Annotated in this window: 12 protein-coding genes; 7 read left to right on the forward strand and 5 right to left on the reverse strand. The window is 75.7% G+C overall.

The genetic code is table 11. The features are described from left to right. Positions 1–11: 11 nt before the first annotated feature. Positions 12–1,394, forward strand: a complete 1,383-nt coding sequence (locus HHL19_RS14210; protein ID WP_169089369.1) for an AlkA N-terminal domain-containing protein — start codon at positions 12–14, stop codon at positions 1,392–1,394. On the opposite strand, the gene HHL19_RS14215 is transcribed toward HHL19_RS14210, so the two are convergent. After that, on the reverse strand, positions 1,381–1,857 hold the full coding sequence (locus HHL19_RS14215; protein ID WP_346768362.1) for a DUF456 domain-containing protein: 477 nt from the start codon (positions 1,855–1,857) through the stop codon (positions 1,381–1,383). The two genes, HHL19_RS14210 and HHL19_RS14215, sit on opposite strands and share 14 nt — an antisense overlap. A gap of 194 nt (positions 1,858–2,051) precedes the next feature. Further along, positions 2,052–3,035 (reverse strand): helix-turn-helix domain-containing protein, encoded by a 984-nt coding sequence (locus tag HHL19_RS14220; protein WP_169089373.1) that lies wholly within the window; start codon positions 3,033–3,035, stop codon positions 2,052–2,054. A 232-nt stretch (positions 3,036–3,267) separates the two neighbouring features. Here HHL19_RS14220 and HHL19_RS14225 point away from each other — a divergent pair, with 232 nt between their 5' ends. The 4 genes from HHL19_RS14225 to HHL19_RS14240 all read left to right on the forward strand — a co-directional run bounded on the left by HHL19_RS14225 (position 3,268) and on the right by HHL19_RS14240 (position 10,934). Then, positions 3,268–7,038, forward strand: a complete 3,771-nt coding sequence (locus tag HHL19_RS14225; protein ID WP_169089375.1) for a S8 family serine peptidase — start codon at positions 3,268–3,270, stop codon at positions 7,036–7,038. 123 nt (positions 7,039–7,161) lie between these two features. Further along, on the forward strand, positions 7,162–8,676 hold the full coding sequence (locus HHL19_RS14230) for a protein phosphatase 2C domain-containing protein (RefSeq protein WP_169089377.1): 1,515 nt from the start codon (positions 7,162–7,164) through the stop codon (positions 8,674–8,676). A 27-nt stretch (positions 8,677–8,703) separates the two neighbouring features. Further along, positions 8,704–10,446 (forward strand): pyruvate dehydrogenase, encoded by a 1,743-nt coding sequence (locus HHL19_RS14235; RefSeq protein ID WP_169089379.1) that lies wholly within the window; start codon positions 8,704–8,706, stop codon positions 10,444–10,446. Positions 10,447–10,529: 83 nt separating this feature from the next. After that, complete coding sequence (locus HHL19_RS14240) at positions 10,530–10,934, forward strand: ATP-binding protein (protein ID WP_169089381.1); 405 nt, start codon at positions 10,530–10,532, stop codon at positions 10,932–10,934. A 35-nt stretch (positions 10,935–10,969) separates the two neighbouring features. On the opposite strand, the gene HHL19_RS14245 is transcribed toward HHL19_RS14240, so the two are convergent. Together HHL19_RS14245 and HHL19_RS14250 are read right to left on the reverse strand one after the other, a co-directional pair. Further along, entirely contained in the window at positions 10,970–12,070 is a 1,101-nt protein-coding gene (locus tag HHL19_RS14245) for a DUF2637 domain-containing protein (RefSeq protein ID WP_169089383.1), read from the reverse strand. A gap of 194 nt (positions 12,071–12,264) precedes the next feature. Beyond that, a complete protein-coding gene (locus tag HHL19_RS14250) occupies positions 12,265–13,131 on the reverse strand; it encodes a (2Fe-2S)-binding protein (protein WP_169089385.1) in 867 nt (288 codons plus the stop codon). A 239-nt stretch (positions 13,132–13,370) separates the two neighbouring features. Here HHL19_RS14250 and HHL19_RS14255 point away from each other — a divergent pair, with 239 nt between their 5' ends. Both HHL19_RS14255 and HHL19_RS14260 read left to right on the forward strand, forming a co-directional pair. Next, on the forward strand, positions 13,371–14,231 hold the full coding sequence (locus HHL19_RS14255; RefSeq protein WP_346768339.1) for a GntR family transcriptional regulator: 861 nt from the start codon (positions 13,371–13,373) through the stop codon (positions 14,229–14,231). Positions 14,232–14,415: 184 nt separating this feature from the next. Continuing rightward, entirely contained in the window at positions 14,416–16,029 is a 1,614-nt protein-coding gene (locus HHL19_RS14260; RefSeq protein WP_169089389.1) for a WD40 repeat domain-containing protein, read from the forward strand. A 46-nt stretch (positions 16,030–16,075) separates the two neighbouring features. On the opposite strand, the gene HHL19_RS14265 is transcribed toward HHL19_RS14260, so the two are convergent. After that, on the reverse strand, positions 16,076–16,864 hold the full coding sequence (locus HHL19_RS14265) for a hypothetical protein (RefSeq protein WP_169089391.1): 789 nt from the start codon (positions 16,862–16,864) through the stop codon (positions 16,076–16,078). Positions 16,865–16,892: the final 28 nt, after the last annotated feature.

The raw sequence follows: 16,892 nt of genomic DNA on the forward strand, positions 1-16,892 counted from the left end.
ACACTGGAGGCATGACGGACGACGAGGGCGACACCCTCTACCAGGCGGTGAGCAGCAGGGACGCGCGGTTCGACGGGGAGTTCTTCTTCGCCGTCCGCACCACCGGCATCTACTGCCGGCCCAGCTGCCCGGCCGTCACCCCCAAGCGGCGCAACGTCGCCTTCTTCCCGACGGCCGCCGCCGCCCAGGGCCACGGCTTCCGCGCCTGCCGCCGCTGCCGGCCGGACGCCGTGCCCGGCTCCGCCGGGTGGGACGTCCGGGCCGACGTCGTCGGCCGGGCCGTGCGGATGATCGGCGACGGGGTCGTCGACCGCGAGGGCGTCCCCGGCCTCGCCGTCCGGCTCGGCTACAGCACCCGCCAGGTCCAGCGCCAGCTCACCGCCGAGCTGGGCGCCGGACCGGTGGCGCTCGCCCGCGCCCAGCGGGCCCACACCGCGCGCGTCCTGCTCCAGACCACCACCCTGCCGGTCACCGAGATCGCCTTCGCCGCCGGTTTCGCCTCGGTCCGCCAGTTCAACGACACCATCCGGGCCGTGTACGCCCGCACCCCCAGCGAACTGCGCGCCGAGACCGCCGGGCCGCGCGCCGCCTCCGCCACCGGCGTACCGCTGCGGCTCGCCTACCGGGGCCCGTACGCCGCCGCCGAGGTCTTCGACCTGCTGGCCGCCGAGGCGCTGCCGGGCGTCGAGGAGGTCACCGGGGAGCGCGGCGCCCGCACCTACCGGCGCACCCTACGACTGCCGTACGGCCCCGGGGTCGTCGCCGTGGCGGAAGCCGCGCCCGGCCGCTGGCTGGAGGCCCGGCTGCACCTCGCCGAGCTGCGCGACCTCACCACCGCCGTGCACCGGCTGCGCCGCCTCCTCGACCTCGACGCCGACCCGTACGCGATCGCCGAGCGCCTCGGGCCTGACCCGCGGCTCGCCGCCGCGGTCGCCGCCCGGCCGGGGCTCCGCTCGCCCGGCGCCGCCGACCCGGAGGAGTACGCCCTCCGGACCGTCCTCGGACCGGAGGAGTCCGCGCGCGTCCTGGCGGAGCTCGGTACGCCGCTGGACGCCCCCGACGGGACCCTCCGGGCGCTCTTCCCCGCGCCCGCGGACCTCACCGGCCACCCCGTCGCCGGGTCGCTCGCCCGCGCCCTCGCCGACGGCTCCCTCCGGCTCGACCCCGGCGCCGACCGCGACGCGTCCGCCCGCGCCCTCGGAGCCGTACCCGGCGTCGACGCCCGCGCCGCCGCCCTGATCCGGATCCGCTCCCTCGGCGACCCGGACGTGGCGGACGTGGCGGACGTGGCGGACGGGCCGGACGGGCCGGAGGCGGCCGAGGCGGGGGAGTGGGCGCCCTGGCGGTCGTACGCGCGGCGCTACCTGGAGTTCTCGCGGCTCAGCCGAGGATGACCGCGCCCGCCCACGCGCCCGTGATCAGCAGGCACGAGAACAGCTCCACGAGGATGCTGGTGCCGCCGGCCCGCATCACGGCGCGGGTGGCCGCGCGGGCCTGGCCGTGGCCGCCGAGACGGCGCCGCTCGGAGAGGTAGATCCCGCCGACGAAGCCGGGGACCGCGCCGAGCACCGGGACCAGGACGAAGCCGAGGAGGGCGCCGGCGCCCGCGTGACCGATCGTCCTGCGGGTCAGGCCCGCGCCCCGGAAGCGGCGCGGCGGCAGCTGCCAGACCACCACCTGCGTGAGGAGCAGCAGGGCGGTCGAGGAGACCAGCAGGATCCAGGCGAGGCCGGTCTGCTCGTGCAGCGACCACCAGAGCACGGCGGCCCACACCAGCCAACTGCCCGGCACGCCGGGGGCCAGCACCCCGAACAGGCCGAGGAGCATGACCGCCGCGACCATCAGGAGCTGCCACACACCCACGCGCCCAGCCTCCCCCACCCGCCGGGTTCCCGCAGGTCGCGGGGGCCGAAGGGGTGGGGTGCGCGAAGGGCGCCGACCCGGCAGCCCCCCGCTGGCCGGTCAGCCCCCCACCCCCCTACCAGCCGGTCAGCCCCCACCCCCCACCGGCCGGGCAGCCCCCCACGGGCTTGTCAGCCCCCACCCCCCGCTCAGGTCCTCGCCACCCAGCCCTTCTCGTACGCGTGCCAGCCCAGCTGCAGGCGGGTCGTCACCGCGGCCAGTTCCATCAGGCCCTTGACCCGGCGCTGGACCGTGCGCAGGCCCAGGTCGAGCTGCTTGGCGACGCTCGCGTCGGTCATGCCGGCGAGCAGGAGGGAGAGGATCTCCAGGTCGGTGGTGTCGGGGCCGGGGGCCTCGTCCTCGGAGATCTGGGCGCCCGCGCCGAGCCGCAGCGGCAGCGCGTCGCGCCACACCGACTCGAAGAGGCCCATCAGGGACTCCAGGAGTCCGCTGGCGTGCACCACGAGCGCGGCCGGCTCGGCGCCGCGGCCGGTGAGCGGCACCATGGCGAGGGAGCGGTCGGCGACCACCAGTTTGGTCGGGACCCGGTCGACCACCCTGATCTGCTCCTCGCGACCGAGCGCCGCCGAGAGTTCCAGGAGCCCCGAGGGGAGGGCGAGCACCTCCCGCTCGATGACCACCCGGTAGCGGACGCCCCGGCCCGCGGCCAGCTCCTCCGCGTCGTTCTCCATGCCGGAGACGGCGATCGGCTTGCCGGTGACGAGCGCGCAGACCTCCTCGGTGGCGCCGAGCTGGAGCTGGAAGAAGCGGTGCGCCACCGCGCTCGCGCCGGTCACCACCTCCACCAGGTCGTGCACGACGGGCTCGGCCGCCTCCGAGCGGTACTCCTCCGACAGCAGCGCCGCCGCCAGCTCCGCCTGCTCCAGTTCGTGCCGCTGCTGGGTGAGGAGCGCGCCGAGCGCGACCGCGGGCGGGGCCGCGACCCAGCGGCCGGTGCGGGCGGAGGACTGGGCGGCGAGTCCCTGCGCCTCCAGGCGGCGCAGCGCCCGCTCGGTGTCCGGCTCGGGCAACGAGAGCCGGTGCGCCAGGTCGGTGACCTCCGCCGCGCCGAGCGCGATCAGCGCCCGGTACGCGGACTCCTGCCGCTCGTCCAGTCCTATCGCACCCAGCATCGGTTCCCGCCCCTCGCCGTGTCTCCGGGGGAGCGTGCGAGACGTTCCGCGCATGTTCTCCGGAGGCATTCGTTCCGTTGGTGACCTGGCGGGAATCGGCCACGGCGTGTTCCCGCCGTGCCCATCATCCCTGTACCGCCCTCACCTCTGCCAATGTGGCGCCACCGCAGCACCAACCGCCTCCGGATTCAGGTGACTTGCACCTGTTGTCCGGATTCTGATGGGGAGAGCGATGCGCCCGATTTCGCGTACGGCCCTGGGGGCGGCGACCGCCGCCGTCCTGGCCGTCACCGCGGCCCTGCCGTCCGCCGCGGCCCAGCCGCCGGCCGGCGGCTCCGCCGACCGCCCGCCGGTCGGCAGCGAGGCCCAGGCCCGCACTGGCGACCGGCCCGCCACGGTGACCCTGGTCACCGGTGACCGCGTCCTGGTCAGCCGGGACGAGCGGGGTAACCCCGCCGCCACCGTGCTGCCCCGCGAGGACGGCACCGTGCCGCTGGTCCAGACCCGCCGCTCCGGCCAGGACCTCTACGTCTACCCCGAGGACGCCTCCGACGCGCTCGCCGCCGACCGGGTCGACGAGGAGCTCTTCAACGTCACGGGCCTGGTCCGCCAGGGCTACGACGACGCCTCCACCGCCACCCTGCCGCTGATCGCCGTCTACGGCTCCGGCGCCACCGCCCGCACCGCCCCGGCCGCCCCGCGCGGCGCCCGCCGCGGCCAGGTCCTGAGGACCATCGGCGGCGTCGCCCTCCAGGCCGACAAGAAGCAGGCCGCCACCTTCTGGTCCGAGGTCTCCGCGCCCACCGCCCGCTCCGCCTCCGCGGCCATCGAGAAGCTGTGGCTCGACCGCAAGGTCGAGGCCACCCTGGAGCGCTCCACCCGGCAGGTGCACGCCCCCGAGGCGTGGGCCGCCGGCTACGACGGCACCGGCACCAAGGTCGCCGTCCTCGACACCGGCGCCGACGCCGACCACCCCGACCTCAAGGGCCGCATCACCGCCTCGGAGAACTTCACCGACTCCGCCACCGCGGGCGACCGCCAGGGCCACGGCACCCACACCATCTCCACCGTCGGCGGCTCCGGCGCCGCGAGCGGCGGCAAGAAGAAGGGCGTCGCCCCCGGCGCCCAGCTCCTCAACGGCAAGGTCCTCAACGACTCCGGCTCCGGCGCCACTTCCTGGATCATCGCCGGCATGGAATGGGCCGTCGCCCAGGGCGCCGACGTCGTCTCCATGAGCCTCGGCAACCCCTCCGAGACCGACTGCGACGACCCGATGAGCGCCGCCGCCGAACAACTCGCCCGGAACGAGGGCACCTTGTTCGTCATCGCGGCCGGCAACTCGGGCCCGTCCCTCAACTCGGTCTCCTCGCCCGGCTGCGCCCCCAGCGTCCTCACCGTCGGCGCCACCGACCGCGACGACTCCACCGCCTGGTTCTCCAGCCGCAGCCCGATAGCCAACGAGGCCCACACCCTCAAGCCGGAGATCGCCGCCCCCGGCGTCGGCATCTCCGCCGCCGCGGCCGGCGGCCGCGGCCTCTACGCGTACCAGGGGATGTCCGGTACGTCGATGGCCACCCCGCACGTCGCGGGCGCCGCCGCCGTCCTGAAGCAGCGTCACCCCGACTGGACCGCCCGGCAGTTGAAGGCCGCCCTGGTGGCCTCCGCCGAGACGGACATCCCCGGCGACGTCCGCGAGACCGGCGGCGGCCGACTCGACGTGAAGGCCGCGATCGACCAGACGGTCCTCTCCGCCCCCGCCGTCCAGGGCGGCACCTACCACTGGCCGCAGGCGAAGGGCGACCGCACCACGGTCACCGTCCCCTACACCAACACCGCCGACGCCCCGGTCACCCTCGACCTCGCCGTCGAGAAGGTCACCGGCAACGACGGCTCCGCCGTGAGGTCCGCCGTCGCCCGCCTCGGCAAGCGCACCGTCACCGTCCCCGCCGGCGCGACGGTCCAGGTCCCCCTGGCCATCGACCCCACCGCACGCCTGGAGCGCGCGCAGTACGGCGACGTCACGGGCAGGGTCGTCGCCACCGGCCGCGGCGGCGTCCACGTCTCCACCCCGTTCTCGCTCTACGTCGAGCCGCAGACCGTCACCCTCCGCGTCAAGCTGATCGACCGCCTCGGCAAGCCCGCCGACGGCTCCTCCTCGCTCGACCTCATCGGCACCGACACCGCCTCCGGCGAGCGCCGCTACAACGAGGGCGCCACCGACCAGGTCTTCCGGGTCCGCCCCGGCAGCTACTTCCTCTCCTCCTTCGTCACCACCCCCGACACGGGCGCGGGCGCCACCCTCACCGACTCGCTCGGCTACCTGGCCCGGCCGCAGCTGGAGATCACGAAGGACACCCTCGTCGTCCTCGACGCCCGCAAGGCCCACGAGCTGTCCATCCGCACCGACCGGCCCTCCGAACTCCACGGCGCCACCCTCGGCTTCGCCCGCAGCTGGGACGACGTCTGGTCGCACGCCGGCACCGCCTCCGCGCCCCGCACGGTCCGCGGCTACTACGCCTCCGTCGACGGCGAACCCCGCGACGGCGACTTCGAGTTCGGCAGCTACTGGCGCACCGCCGCCCCGAAGATCACCGAACTGCGCACCACCGACGGCCTGACCCTCCACCCCGTCACCGCCTCCACCGGCGCCGACAACCTCGACGGCACCGGCTCCGCCCCGCTCGCCGACGCCGGCACCGGCACCCCGGACGAGCTCAAGGCCGCCGGCGTCCAGGGCAGGCTGGCCCTGGTCCGCATGCCGGACGACGACAACGGCAGCGCCCTCCTGGCCCGTGACGCCAAGGCGGCCGGCGCCGTCGGTGTCGTCGCCTACCGCGAGGCCCCCGGCCGCTGGTACCCGGGCGGCGCCTACAACGGCCTGCCCCTGCCCGTCCTCGGCCTGCCCACCGACGAGGCCCACGCCCTCCTCGGCAAGCTCGAAGCCGGCGAGGTCACCCTCGCCTGGGAGGCCACCGCCAAGTCCCCGTACGTCTACAACCTCGGCTTCCCCGAGACCGGCGAGCTCGACGACGACCGCGCCTACCGCGTCCGTGACGCGCGCCTCGGCCGCACCGACTCCGTCTACGGCTCGGCCGGCGTCGCCGCCGAGTTCATGGAGTTCACCGACGCCTCCCGCCCCAGCGGCCTCTCCGTCTCCTTCGCGGGCCTGGAGACCGTCCCGGCACCCGGCCGCCGCACCGAGTTCCACACCCCCGGTGACACGAGCTGGCACCAGTACGTCGGCAGCAGCTTCCCCTTCGGCGAGCTGATGTCCGGCGCCCGGCACGCCTACACCGCCGGCGAGAGGCGCACCGAGAAGTGGTACGACGGCGTCCTCGCCCCCACCGCCCCGCGCGACGCCACCGGCGCCCCGGTCCTCGCCGCCGAGCGGCAGGGCAACCTGATCGGCTTCGCCGCCGCGATGTGGGGCGACGGCACCCACCACGCCGAGCCCGGCTCCTTCGGCGACATCGGCAACCTGCGGCTGCGCCGCGACGGCGAGCTCATCGGCGAGAACGCCTGGCCCTTCGGCGCCTTCGAGGTGCCCGCCGAGCCGGGCCGGTACGAGCTGGAACAGAACACCATGAAGATCGGCAACCGGAACTGGGCCCGCTCCACCTCCGTGCAGTCGGTCTGGGAATTCACCTCACAGCTCGACGAGACGGTCTATTCTCAGGGCATCCCGATTCTCTTCCCCCGGTACGACCTGCCGGAGGACGGACTCAAGACCCTCGCGGCGGCCGACGGCCAGAAGATCGGCCTCACCGCGACCGGGCACGCCGGCCACCAGCCGGCCGCTCTCACCTCGGCCAGGCTCTCGTACTCCTATGACGGCGGTACGACCTGGACCGAAGCACCGGTCTCCCAGCAGGACGGCACCTGGACCGCGACCGTGGACCACGCGGGCGCGACGGGCGAGCAGGTCACTCTGAAGGCCGAACTGACGGACGCCGACGGCAACTCCGTCACCCAGACCGTGGTCCGCGCTTACGACGTGCGCTGACCACGCCGGTCCGCCGGGCGTCCTTCCCGTGGGGGGTGGGGTCGCCCGGCGGACCACCCATTCGCAGCAACGGTTTTCCTCGTGTCCCGTTTTCCCGGGCCGCCCGCGGTGGACAATAAGGGCATGACTCAGCAGGGGGACAACTGGTGGGACGCGCTCTACGAGGACGCGGCGGAGGACCTCACGCCGACGCCCTCGCCCGACTCGCTGGACGCCCACTTCACGTCCGCCACCCAGGCCACGCGGGGCCCCCAGGCCGCCCCGCCACCGGCGCCCGCCGCGCCACCGGTACCTTCCGCGCCGCCCGCGCCCTCCGCGCGACCCGCGCCGCCCGCGCCTTCGGTGCCGCCCTCGCCGCCCGCGCCTACCGCGCGACCCGCGCCGCCGCCTCCGCCCGTGCCGCCCGCGCCCTCCGTGCTCGGGCCGGCGCCGTGGGAGGCGCCGGTCACCGGGCCCCGGACCTTCCCGGCGCCGGCGCCCGCGGCCGTGAAGCCCGCACCTGACCCGGAGCCCGAGGCCGAACCCGAACCCGAACCCGACCCCGAGCCCGGACCCGCGGCGCAGCCGGACGCCACCGTGCTCGTACCGCTCCCCACCGGCCACGAGCCGACCGTCCAGGTGCCCGTGCCCACGCCCGTGCCCCGGCCCCGCACCGGCTTCCTCGGCAGCCGGCCGCCCACGTACGAGGCCGAGCCCACCGCCCTGCCCGCCGCGCGCCCCGGCGAACTCGCCGACCTGGTCGCCGACACCGTCCTCGACGGCGCCCGCTACGGCACCGCGACCCTCCGCGCCGCCTCCGTCCGCGGCGACTCCGCCCGCTACCGCGGCGAACCGCGCCGGGACGCCCTGCTCACCGCCCGCTTCGGCCACGACGAGGCCGCCCTCGTGCTCGTCGCCGTCGCGGCCGGCTCCCGCGCCGCCGACGAGGCGCACCTCGCCGCCGGCGACGCCTGCCGCTGGATCGGCGAGGCCGTCGGCCGCAGCCACGCCCGGCTCTCCGAGGACATCCGCTCCGGCCGCCGCGGCGAGCTCAAGTCCGGGCTCCAGCGGCTCACCGACCGCACCTACGGCCGACTGCGGGCCCGCGCCGCCGAGCGCGGCGTAGCGCCTGACTTGTACACCGCCACCCTGCGCTGTCTGCTCATCCCCGCCGACCCCGACTGCCGCACCCGGGTCTTCTTCGGCATCGGCGGCGGCGGTCTCTTCCGGCTCCGCGACGGTGCCTGGCAGGACATCGAGCCGCTCCTGCCCGACCCGGCCTCGGTCACCGGCGCGCCCGTCGTGGGCTTCGGCTCGACGCCGCCGCACGGGATCCCGGAGGCGACCGAGGAGGGCGACCGGCTCACCATGGACCTCGGCATCACCACGGCCCCCGGGCCGGTCATCGAGGAGCCCGTCCCGCCGCCCGCCGAGCCGTTCCGCTTCCGCGCCTCGGTGGCCCGGCCCGGCGACACCCTCCTCCTCGCCTCGCCCGGCCTCGCCGAGCCGATGCGCGGCGAGCCCGCCCTCGCCCACGAGCTGGCGGCCCGCTGGACCGGCGCCGAACCGCCCGGCCTCGCCGCCTTCCTCGCCGACACCCAGCTGAGGGTGACGGGGTACGCCGACGACCGTACGGGGGCCGCCGTCTGGGAGGCGTGAGGCGCCGAGCCGTGTGTTGATGGATCCATGGCCAAACAGAACGTAGCGGAGCAGTTCGTCGACATCCTCGTCCGCGCCGGCGTGCAGCGGCTCTACGGCGTGGTCGGCGACAGCCTGAACCCGGTCGTCGACGCCATCCGGCGCAACCCGGCCATCGACTGGATCCAGGTGCGCCACGAGGAGACCGCCGCCTTCGCCGCGGGCGCCGAGGCACAGGTCACCGGCCGCCTCGCCGCCTGCGCCGGCTCCTGCGGCCCGGGCAACCTCCACCTCATCAACGGCCTGTACGACGCCCACCGCTCGATGGCCCCCGTCCTCGCCCTCGCCTCCCACATCCCGTCCAGCGAGATCGGGCTGGGCTACTTCCAGGAGACCCACCCCGACCAGCTGTTCCGCGAGTGCAGCCACTACAGCGAGCTCATCTCCCACCCCAAGCAGATGCCCCGGCTGCTGCACACCGCCGTGCAGCACGCCGTCGGCCGCGGCGGCGTCTCGGTGGTCGCGCTCCCCGGCGACATCGCCGACCAGCCCGCCCCCGAGAAGACCGCCGGCTCCGCGCTCGTCACCTCCCGCCCCACCGTCCGCCCCGGCGACGCCGAGATCGACGCCCTGGTCCGGATGATCGACGGAGCCGAACGGGTGACGTTGTTCTGCGGCAGCGGCACGGCCGGCGCCCACCCCGAGGTCATGCAGTTCGCCGAGCGCCTCAAGGCCCCCGTCGGCCACGCCCTGCGGGGCAAGGAGTGGATCCAGTACGACAATCCCTTCGACGTCGGCATGAGCGGCCTGCTCGGCTACGGCGCCGCCTACGAGGCCACCCACGAGTGCGACCTGCTGATCCTGCTCGGCACCGACTTCCCGTACAACGCCTTCCTCCCCGACGACGTCCGGATCGTGCAGGTCGACGTCCGCCCCGAACACCTCGGCCGCCGCTCCCGGCTCGACCTCGCCGTCTGGGGCGACGTCCGCGAGACCCTGCGCTGCGTCACGCCCCGGATCCGGGAGCGCACCGACCGCCGCTTCCTCGACAAGATGCTGAAGAAGCACGCCGACGCCCTGGAGGGCGTGGTGAAGGCCTACACCCGCAAGGTGGAGAAGCGCACCCCGATCCACCCCGAGTACGTCGCCTCCGTCCTCGACGAACTCGCCGACGACGACGCGGTCTTCACCGTCGACACCGGCATGTGCAACGTCTGGGCGGCCCGCTACCTCACCCCCAACGGGTGCCGCCGGATCATCGGTTCCTTCAGCCACGGCTCCATGGCCAACGCCCTCCCGCAGGCGATCGGCGCCCAGTTCACCGACCGGGGCCGGCAGGTCGTCTCGCTCTCCGGCGACGGCGGCTTCTCCATGCTCATGGGCGACTTCCTCACCCTCGTGCAGTACGAACTCCCGGTGAAGATCGTGCTGTTCGACAACTCCTCGCTCGGGATGGTCGAGCTGGAGATGCTGGTCGCCGGGCTCCCCTCGTACGGGACGGGCAACAAGAACCCCGACTTCGCCGCCGTCGCCCGGGCCGCCGGCGCCTACGGGGTCCGCGTCGAGAAGCCCAAGCACCTGGCCGGAGCCCTCAAGGACGCGTTCAAGCACAAGGGCCCCGCCCTCGTCGACGTCGTCACCGACCCCAACGCCCTCTCCATCCCCCCGAAGATCAGCGCCGAGATGGTGACCGGCTTCGCCCTCTCCGCCAGCAAGATCGTCCTCGACGGGGGAGTGGGCCGGATGCTCCAGATGGCCCGATCCAACCTCCGCAACGTGCCCCGCCCCTGAGGGCGCGGAGCACGGCGCATGCGGCCCGGCTCGTGGGGCAGGCTCTCCCGTGAGCCTGTTCGACGCGACCGTGGGTGGGGGCTATGGCCGGGAAGGCACGACAGCCGACTCAACTGCTCAGAAAGGTGGGTGGGGCGGACCTGACGGCGGTGCCGGAGGTGCGCCACGCGTTACGCGAACTCCTCGGCAGCTGGGGCGGACCGGACGCCGGGGCCGTCGCCGAACTGCTCACCAGCGAACTGGTCACCAACGCGCTGGTCCACACCGCGCACGGCGCGGTCGTCACCGCGACCGTCGACCCCGGCCAGCTCCGGGTCGAGGTCCGCGACTTCGAGCCCGGTCTCGCCGCCCCGCCGGTACCGCCCGCCGACGACGGTACGAGCGGCCGTGGGCTCTTCCTGGTGCGGGAGTTCGCCGACTCCTGGGGGATCGAGGAGCGCGGCACGGGGAAGGTCGTCTGGTTCGAACTGAACGGCGGGGCCGCCTGAGGGGCGGCCCCGCCGCGGGGTGGAGCGGGTCCTTGTCAGCCGAGCAGCCGCTCCATCTCGGAGATCTTCGCCTCCAGGGAGTCGAGTCGGGGCAGGGCCTGGGTGTCGTCCTCGGCGGTGAGGTCCACCGTCCGCGACTCCCGCTTCTCACTTTCCCTGACGGCTTGCAGGGAGGGCCGGGGCCGAAGGGGCAGTTGTCCCGGGTCCGCTATGGCGGGTTCCGCGACGGCGGCGGTCACCGACGCCGTCGCGGAACCCGGCCCGGACCCGGGGGCCTGGCCCCCGCCGGTCCCGGAGGCGGTGGTCAGCGCCGCCACCTCCACCTGGCGCCCGCCGCCCCGGCCGAAGGCCCGGTGCTGGCGGTTGAGCGCCTTGATCTGCGCCCGGTCGAGCTTGGCCTGCTCGCGCCGGCGGATCCTGTTCTGCTCCTTCTCGCGCCGGTCCTCGCGGACCTCGTCCACGGCCTCGTCCAGGGTCCGTACGCCTTCCAGGAGCATCAGCGACCAGGCGGCGAAGGTCTCCCGGGGAGCCCGTATCCACCGCACGATCCGGATCTGCGGCAGCGGGCGGGGCACCAGGCCCTGCTCGCGCAGCGCCGCCCGGCGGGTCTGCTTCAGCGCCCGGTCGAAGAGGACCGCCGCCGACAGGGACATCCCCGCGAAGAACTGCGGGGCCCCGTCGTGGCCCAGGCCGCGCGGCGCGTGCACCCAGTTGAACCAGGCGGCCGCGCCCGCGAAGAGCCAGACCAGGAGGCGCGAGCCGAGGGCCGCGTCGCCGTGGCTGGCCTCGCGGACGGCGAGCACCGAGCAGAACATGGCGGCGCCGTCGAGGCCGAAGGGGACCAGGTACTCCCAGCCGCCCGTCAGGTTGAGGTTCTGCCGGCCGAAGCCGACGAGCCCGTGGAAGGAGAGCGCCGCCGCGACGGCGGCGCAGCAGAACAGCAGCCCGTACGAGGCGAAGCCGTAGACCGCTTCCTTGCGTCTGCGCCGCTCCTCGCTGCGTTCCCAGGAGTCCTCGGCCGCGGCCTGGTCACCGGCGCGCTTCCCGCGCGCGAGCACCGCCACCGCCGTCAGGACTCCGGCGACCATCACGCCGCCCGGAAGCAGCCAGTCCAGCGATATGTCGGTCAGTCTCATGCGGTGTCCCTCGCATCGCAGTGGGGCGTTGGGCCGCCCATACTGTCCGACCGATCACGGGACGTACGGGGTTTCGGGGGAAGAGCACGCCAACGAGGTCTCAGGGCATACGAATAGGTACCTTCTGGTCGAACGCACCGCCGCGCAGGCGGAGTTGTGTTCGATTCACGTCACCCGTCCGGGTGGCGTATTCCTCAGGCGGTCGCGGCGAGCCGCCGCACCCGGTCCGCGTCGCACGTGCGCGGACAGGTGAGGCAGGTGTCCTCGGGGCGCACCGTGTAGAAGAAGCAGCAGGTGGCCCGGGACCGGGTGGGACGCGGAGCGGTGTCCGGCCCCTCGCTCCCGGGCAGCGGCCGGAAGCCGGCCCCGCCCGCGTACGGCTTCTCCGGCCGGCCGGTGCTGCCCGGCAGCAGCAGTTCCAGTTCGGCCATCGCCCGCTCCTCCTCGCCGAGGAGGGCGCCGATGTACCAGAGGCTCTCGACGATCTCGTCCGTCACCATCCCCCACAGGGCGCGGCGGCCGCGCCGCATCCGGGGGCCGAAGCCGCCGAGGAGGGCTTCGAAGTGCTCGGCGAGCGAGGCGCGGACCTCCGCGCGCAGGGCGTCCTCGTCCGCGACCACGCGTGCCCCGGGCAGGGCGGCCGCCGGGTCGCCGGGGAGGCAGGCGAACTCCTCGACGCGGACCGCCATCCGGCCGCGGGTCCGCTGGAAGGAGACCGCCGCCGCCGGGAGGCGGGGGACCCGGCGCTGGAGGAACCAGGGGAGGGTCACCAGGAGGCAGGCGGGCCAGGCGTACCGGTGGAGCCCGAGGCTCGCGACGACGTCGGGGCGGGCCTGCTGCCCGTAGTCGCGGAGGACCTGCGCGTTGTCCCAGGCGAGGAAGGCGTCCAGGGCGGCCCCGCCGGCCGCGAGCTCCTCGGCGAGGACCCAGCCGGCGCCGCGCGGCAGCCGTTCGTTCTCGGTCGTCTCCTCTATCCGCAGGCCGGAGAAGACCTCGGCGAGCCGGGCGTACGAGGCCGCGACGGGCGAGGCGAGGGAGGGCAGCAGAGCGGGGACGGTCATGCGGACCACCGAATCGCGATCGTTAGCAGGTTAGCCTTACCTTACCCGAATCGGCGTCGCGTCTCACCACCGCCCGGCCCGCTCCCACCCGCGCCTCGTGGGCGCGGTCCCGCGGAACGGTCCGTTCGCCTATGGTGCACAGGGGACCCGGGCCGCGCGAGCCGGGCCCGGCACGAGGCCGCAGGAGGACCCGGGTGGAGCAGGGCGCAGCACGCGAGCGGGCGACGGAGGGACCGTCCGTGCGATTCGGCGACCCCGCGCCCGGCCCGTACGCCGCCGAGGGCGCCGCGGGACCGGACGCGGGCAGCGGCTCCGCGCGCGTCCCCGAGCAGGCCCGCGGCGAGCACACCCACGGCGAGCACACCCACGGCGAGCACACCCACGGCGAGCACGGCCACGGCGAGTCCCTCCTCTCCGGGGACGGCCTCTGCGGGGACGACCTCTGCGGGGACGGCCCTTCCGGGGGCGGCCCGCGCACTGTCCGTCGGCACTCGGTCCGGGGGCAGATCCTCGACGCCCTGCGCACCGCCCTCGTCGCCGGTGAGCTGCGGCCCGGCGAGGTGTACTCCGCCCCCGCCCTCGGCGAGCGCTTCGGCGTCTCCGCGACCCCCGTCCGCGAGGCGATGCAGCGGCTCGCCGTCGAGGGCGCCGTCGAGGTCGTGCCCAACCGCGGCTTCCGCGTCGTCGTCCGCACCGCCCGCGAACTGGCCGAGCTGGCCGAGGTGCGCGCCCTGATCGAGGTCCCGGTCATGCTGCGGCTCGCCCGCACCGTCCCGGCCGCCCGCTGGGCCGCGCTCCGGCCGTTCGCGGAGGCGACCGGCGCCGCCGCCGCCCGCGGCGACCGCGCGTACTACGCGGAGACCGACCGCGCCTTCCACCGCGCGGTCCTCGCCCTCGCCGGCAACGAACAGCTCCTCGTCATCGCCGACGACCTGCACCGCCGCTCCCAGTGGCCCCTGCTCAGCGCCCCCGTCCTCCGCCACGCGGACCTGGTCGCCGACGCCGCCGAACACTCCGCCCTCCTGGACGCCCTCACCGCCCAGGACCTCCCGGTCGTGGAGGCCCTGGTCCGCGAGCACTTCGCGGGCGCGAACGGCTGAACTCCCGCCCGGGGTACGGCGGGACGGGCCGGGCCGACCCGCCGGGACCGGCGCGGCGGGCGGCGGCCCCCGGCGCCGGACCACCCCAAGGAGGCCGGTCCCCGACGGGACGGTTTCCCCGGGCCCCGCGCCCACTAAGGTCGGGGGCGACAGCCGTTCGTACCGCGTGCCCGTGAGGTGTTCCATGCCGTCCGCGACACCGTCCCCCGCGGACGGACGCCGGCCCTCCCCCAAGACCTCGGGGTCGCTCAGCGGTACGGGGCCCGAGGCCGCCGCCCTCCTCGGCTGGCTCACCGACCCCGAGGCGCCGCGGCTCTGCCTGGTCACCGGCGCCCCGGGCAGCGGGAAGACCGCCCTCCTCGGCCGGCTGGCCGCCCACGGGACACGGGCCCGGCGCGGCCGGGCCAGGAACGAGCGGGTGCTCGTGCCGCTCGCCGGGCAGAGCGCCCTGGGCGTGGCCTGGACCCTCGCCGACCGGCTCGGCGTGGTGGCCCGCACCCCCGCCGACCTCGTGCACGCCCTCGCCACCAGCGAGGCCCGCCGCACCGGCAGGACCGTGCTGCTCCTCACCGACCTGCACGCCGCGGCCGAACCGGACGCCCTCGCCGAGCTGCTCGGCGGCCTCGCCGAGGTCGGGCGGATCCGGCTCGTCGTGGAGGCCCGCACCGGCACCCGCCTCCCCCGGGCCGCCCGCACCACCGTCGTCGACCTCGACGGCGACGAGCCCCCCGGGCCGCCGGCCCCGGCGCCGCTCCCCGAGCTCCCCGACCTCTCCGACCCGGTCGCCGTCTGCGCCGCCGACCCGCTCCTCGTCACCACCGGATACGCGACCGCCTCCCCCGACGACCACGGCGGGCTGCGCGACGCCTGGCTGCGGGCCGGACAGGCGCTCTGCGCGGCGGACGGACCGGCCGGCCGCGCCCTGGTGCTGCTCACCGCGCTCGGCGACGGCGCCGACCCCCGGCTGCGGCCCGCGCTCGCCGCCCAGGCGGCCCCGGCGCCCTGGCGGGTGCGCTGGGCCCGGCACCGCGGCGACGTCTCCCCGCCGTGGCCGGGGCCCGTCGCGGTGCTCGGCGCGACCGCCGGCGGACCCTCGGCCGAGCTGCTCCTGGTGGGCGACCACACCGGCACGGTCCGGCTGCTGCGGGAGGCCGACGCCTCCCGCGCGGGGCGGCTCGCCCACCGGGTCCAGGGCCGGATCGCCGCCCTCGCGCCCACCGCCGACGGGACGGTGCTGCTGCTCGACGAGCGCGGCCGGCTGCACACCGTCCGGGGCACCGCGCCCCGCCCGCCCTATCTGGAGCGGCTCACCGAGGCCGTCTCCACCACCCTGTCCCGGCACCCCGGTACGGCGCTGGCCGCGATCGCGGGCTCGGTGGTGGTGGGGGACCGGCTCGGCTCGGTGCACGCCTTCGGTGTCAACGGCCTCCACCAGGCCGCCCCGCACAGCGGCCGGGTCACCGCCGTGACCGCCGTGGAGTCCGCGACCCCGTTCGTCTGCTCCGGCGGCGCCGACGGCACCGTACGGCTCTGGACGCCGGGCCGAGCCCCGGTGCCCGAGCCGCTGGCGGAGCGCCGGGCGCCGGTGGTCGCCCTGCACGCCGCCCCCGCCCCCGACGGGCCGCTCGTCGCGGCCGCCTGGGCCGACGGCCGGGTCGAGCTGATCGCGCCGGAGGGCGGCCGGAGCCGGGCCTTCCGGCCGGGACCCGCCGTCCGCGCCGTCGCCGTGACCGCGACCGGGGCGCTCGTGGTCGGCACCGAGGAGAGCCTCATCTGCCTGGAGCCTCAGGAGGGGTGACGGGTATTCAGGAGGGGTGACGGGGCTCAGGAGGGGTGACGGTGGTTCATGTGGCGGTACGCGGCGTGAGCTGCGACGCCAGCCAGGTCGGTACGCCCCCGAGGAGGCGGAAGAGGCGGCGGGCCTCGGCGCGCAGCCGTCCGGCCTCCGGTTCCGTCTCGGCGTCGGCGAGGGCGGTCAGCGCCGGAGCCGTACCCACCAGGTAGCCCAACTCCTCCCGGATCCGCAGCGATTCGGCGAAGCCGTGCCGGGCCTCCGCCAACTCGCCCTCCCTTAACGCCAGTCCGGCGAGGTGGCGCCAGGTGGAGGAGAGCAGCAGCGAGTCGCCCTGCGCGGTGGCGCCGGCGTGCGCGCGGCGGTACGCGGCCCGGGCCGCCTGCGGGGAGTCGCCGAGGTTCTGGGCGATCAGCCCGCGCCGGTAGTCCAGGAGCGGCCGGCCCGGCTCGGAGGGGGCGATCAGGGCCGCCGCCCGGCCGAGCGCCATCCGGGCCTCGTCGGCCCGGTCCCGGACGCCCAACAGGGTGGACGCGTAGGCGAGGTAGCCGCGCTCGCAGGCCGCGGCGCCGCGCTCCTCGTCGCTGCTCGCGACCGCCTCGGCGGCGCGCAGGGCCTCCTCCGCCTCGGCCCAGCCCTGTTCGGTGTAGAGGCAGCGCTCGATCAGCAGCGCGGCCCGTTCGAGCGCGGCGGCCGGTTCGTGGGCGCGGGGTGCGAGCAGCGCCGCCGCGTCGGTCCAGCAGCCGCGGGAGCGGAGCCGCCATATGGCGGTCTCCACGGGAGTCTCCTTGCCGTAGGCGAGGGACGGGTTTCCGCCGCCCCCTGATTCGGAACCAGACATGGCGGTGTCCGCCACATTGCCCTCCCCG

Source organism: Streptomyces sp. R302, assembly GCF_012927245.1.
Lineage (GTDB): Bacteria > Actinomycetota > Actinomycetes > Streptomycetales > Streptomycetaceae > Streptomyces.

Bases quoted from the DNA above. Each gene is read 5' to 3' on its own strand.
- HHL19_RS14210 (WP_169089369.1), top strand. From the start codon at position 12: ATGACGGACGACGAGGGCGACACCCTCTACCAGGCGGTGAGCAGCAGG.
- HHL19_RS14220 (WP_169089373.1), bottom strand. From the start codon at position 3,035: ATGCTGGGTGCGATAGGACTGGACGAGCGGCAGGAGTCCGCGTACCGG.
- HHL19_RS14225 (WP_169089375.1), top strand. From the start codon at position 3,268: ATGCGCCCGATTTCGCGTACGGCCCTGGGGGCGGCGACCGCCGCCGTC.
- HHL19_RS14230 (WP_169089377.1), top strand. From the start codon at position 7,162: ATGACTCAGCAGGGGGACAACTGGTGGGACGCGCTCTACGAGGACGCG.
- HHL19_RS14235 (WP_169089379.1), top strand. From the start codon at position 8,704: ATGGCCAAACAGAACGTAGCGGAGCAGTTCGTCGACATCCTCGTCCGC.
- HHL19_RS14240 (WP_169089381.1), top strand. From the start codon at position 10,530: ATGGCCGGGAAGGCACGACAGCCGACTCAACTGCTCAGAAAGGTGGGT.
- HHL19_RS14245 (WP_169089383.1), bottom strand. From the start codon at position 12,070: ATGAGACTGACCGACATATCGCTGGACTGGCTGCTTCCGGGCGGCGTG.
- HHL19_RS14250 (WP_169089385.1), bottom strand. From the start codon at position 13,131: ATGACCGTCCCCGCTCTGCTGCCCTCCCTCGCCTCGCCCGTCGCGGCC.
- HHL19_RS14260 (WP_169089389.1), top strand. From the start codon at position 14,416: ATGCCGTCCGCGACACCGTCCCCCGCGGACGGACGCCGGCCCTCCCCC.
- HHL19_RS14265 (WP_169089391.1), bottom strand. From the start codon at position 16,864: ATGTCTGGTTCCGAATCAGGGGGCGGCGGAAACCCGTCCCTCGCCTAC.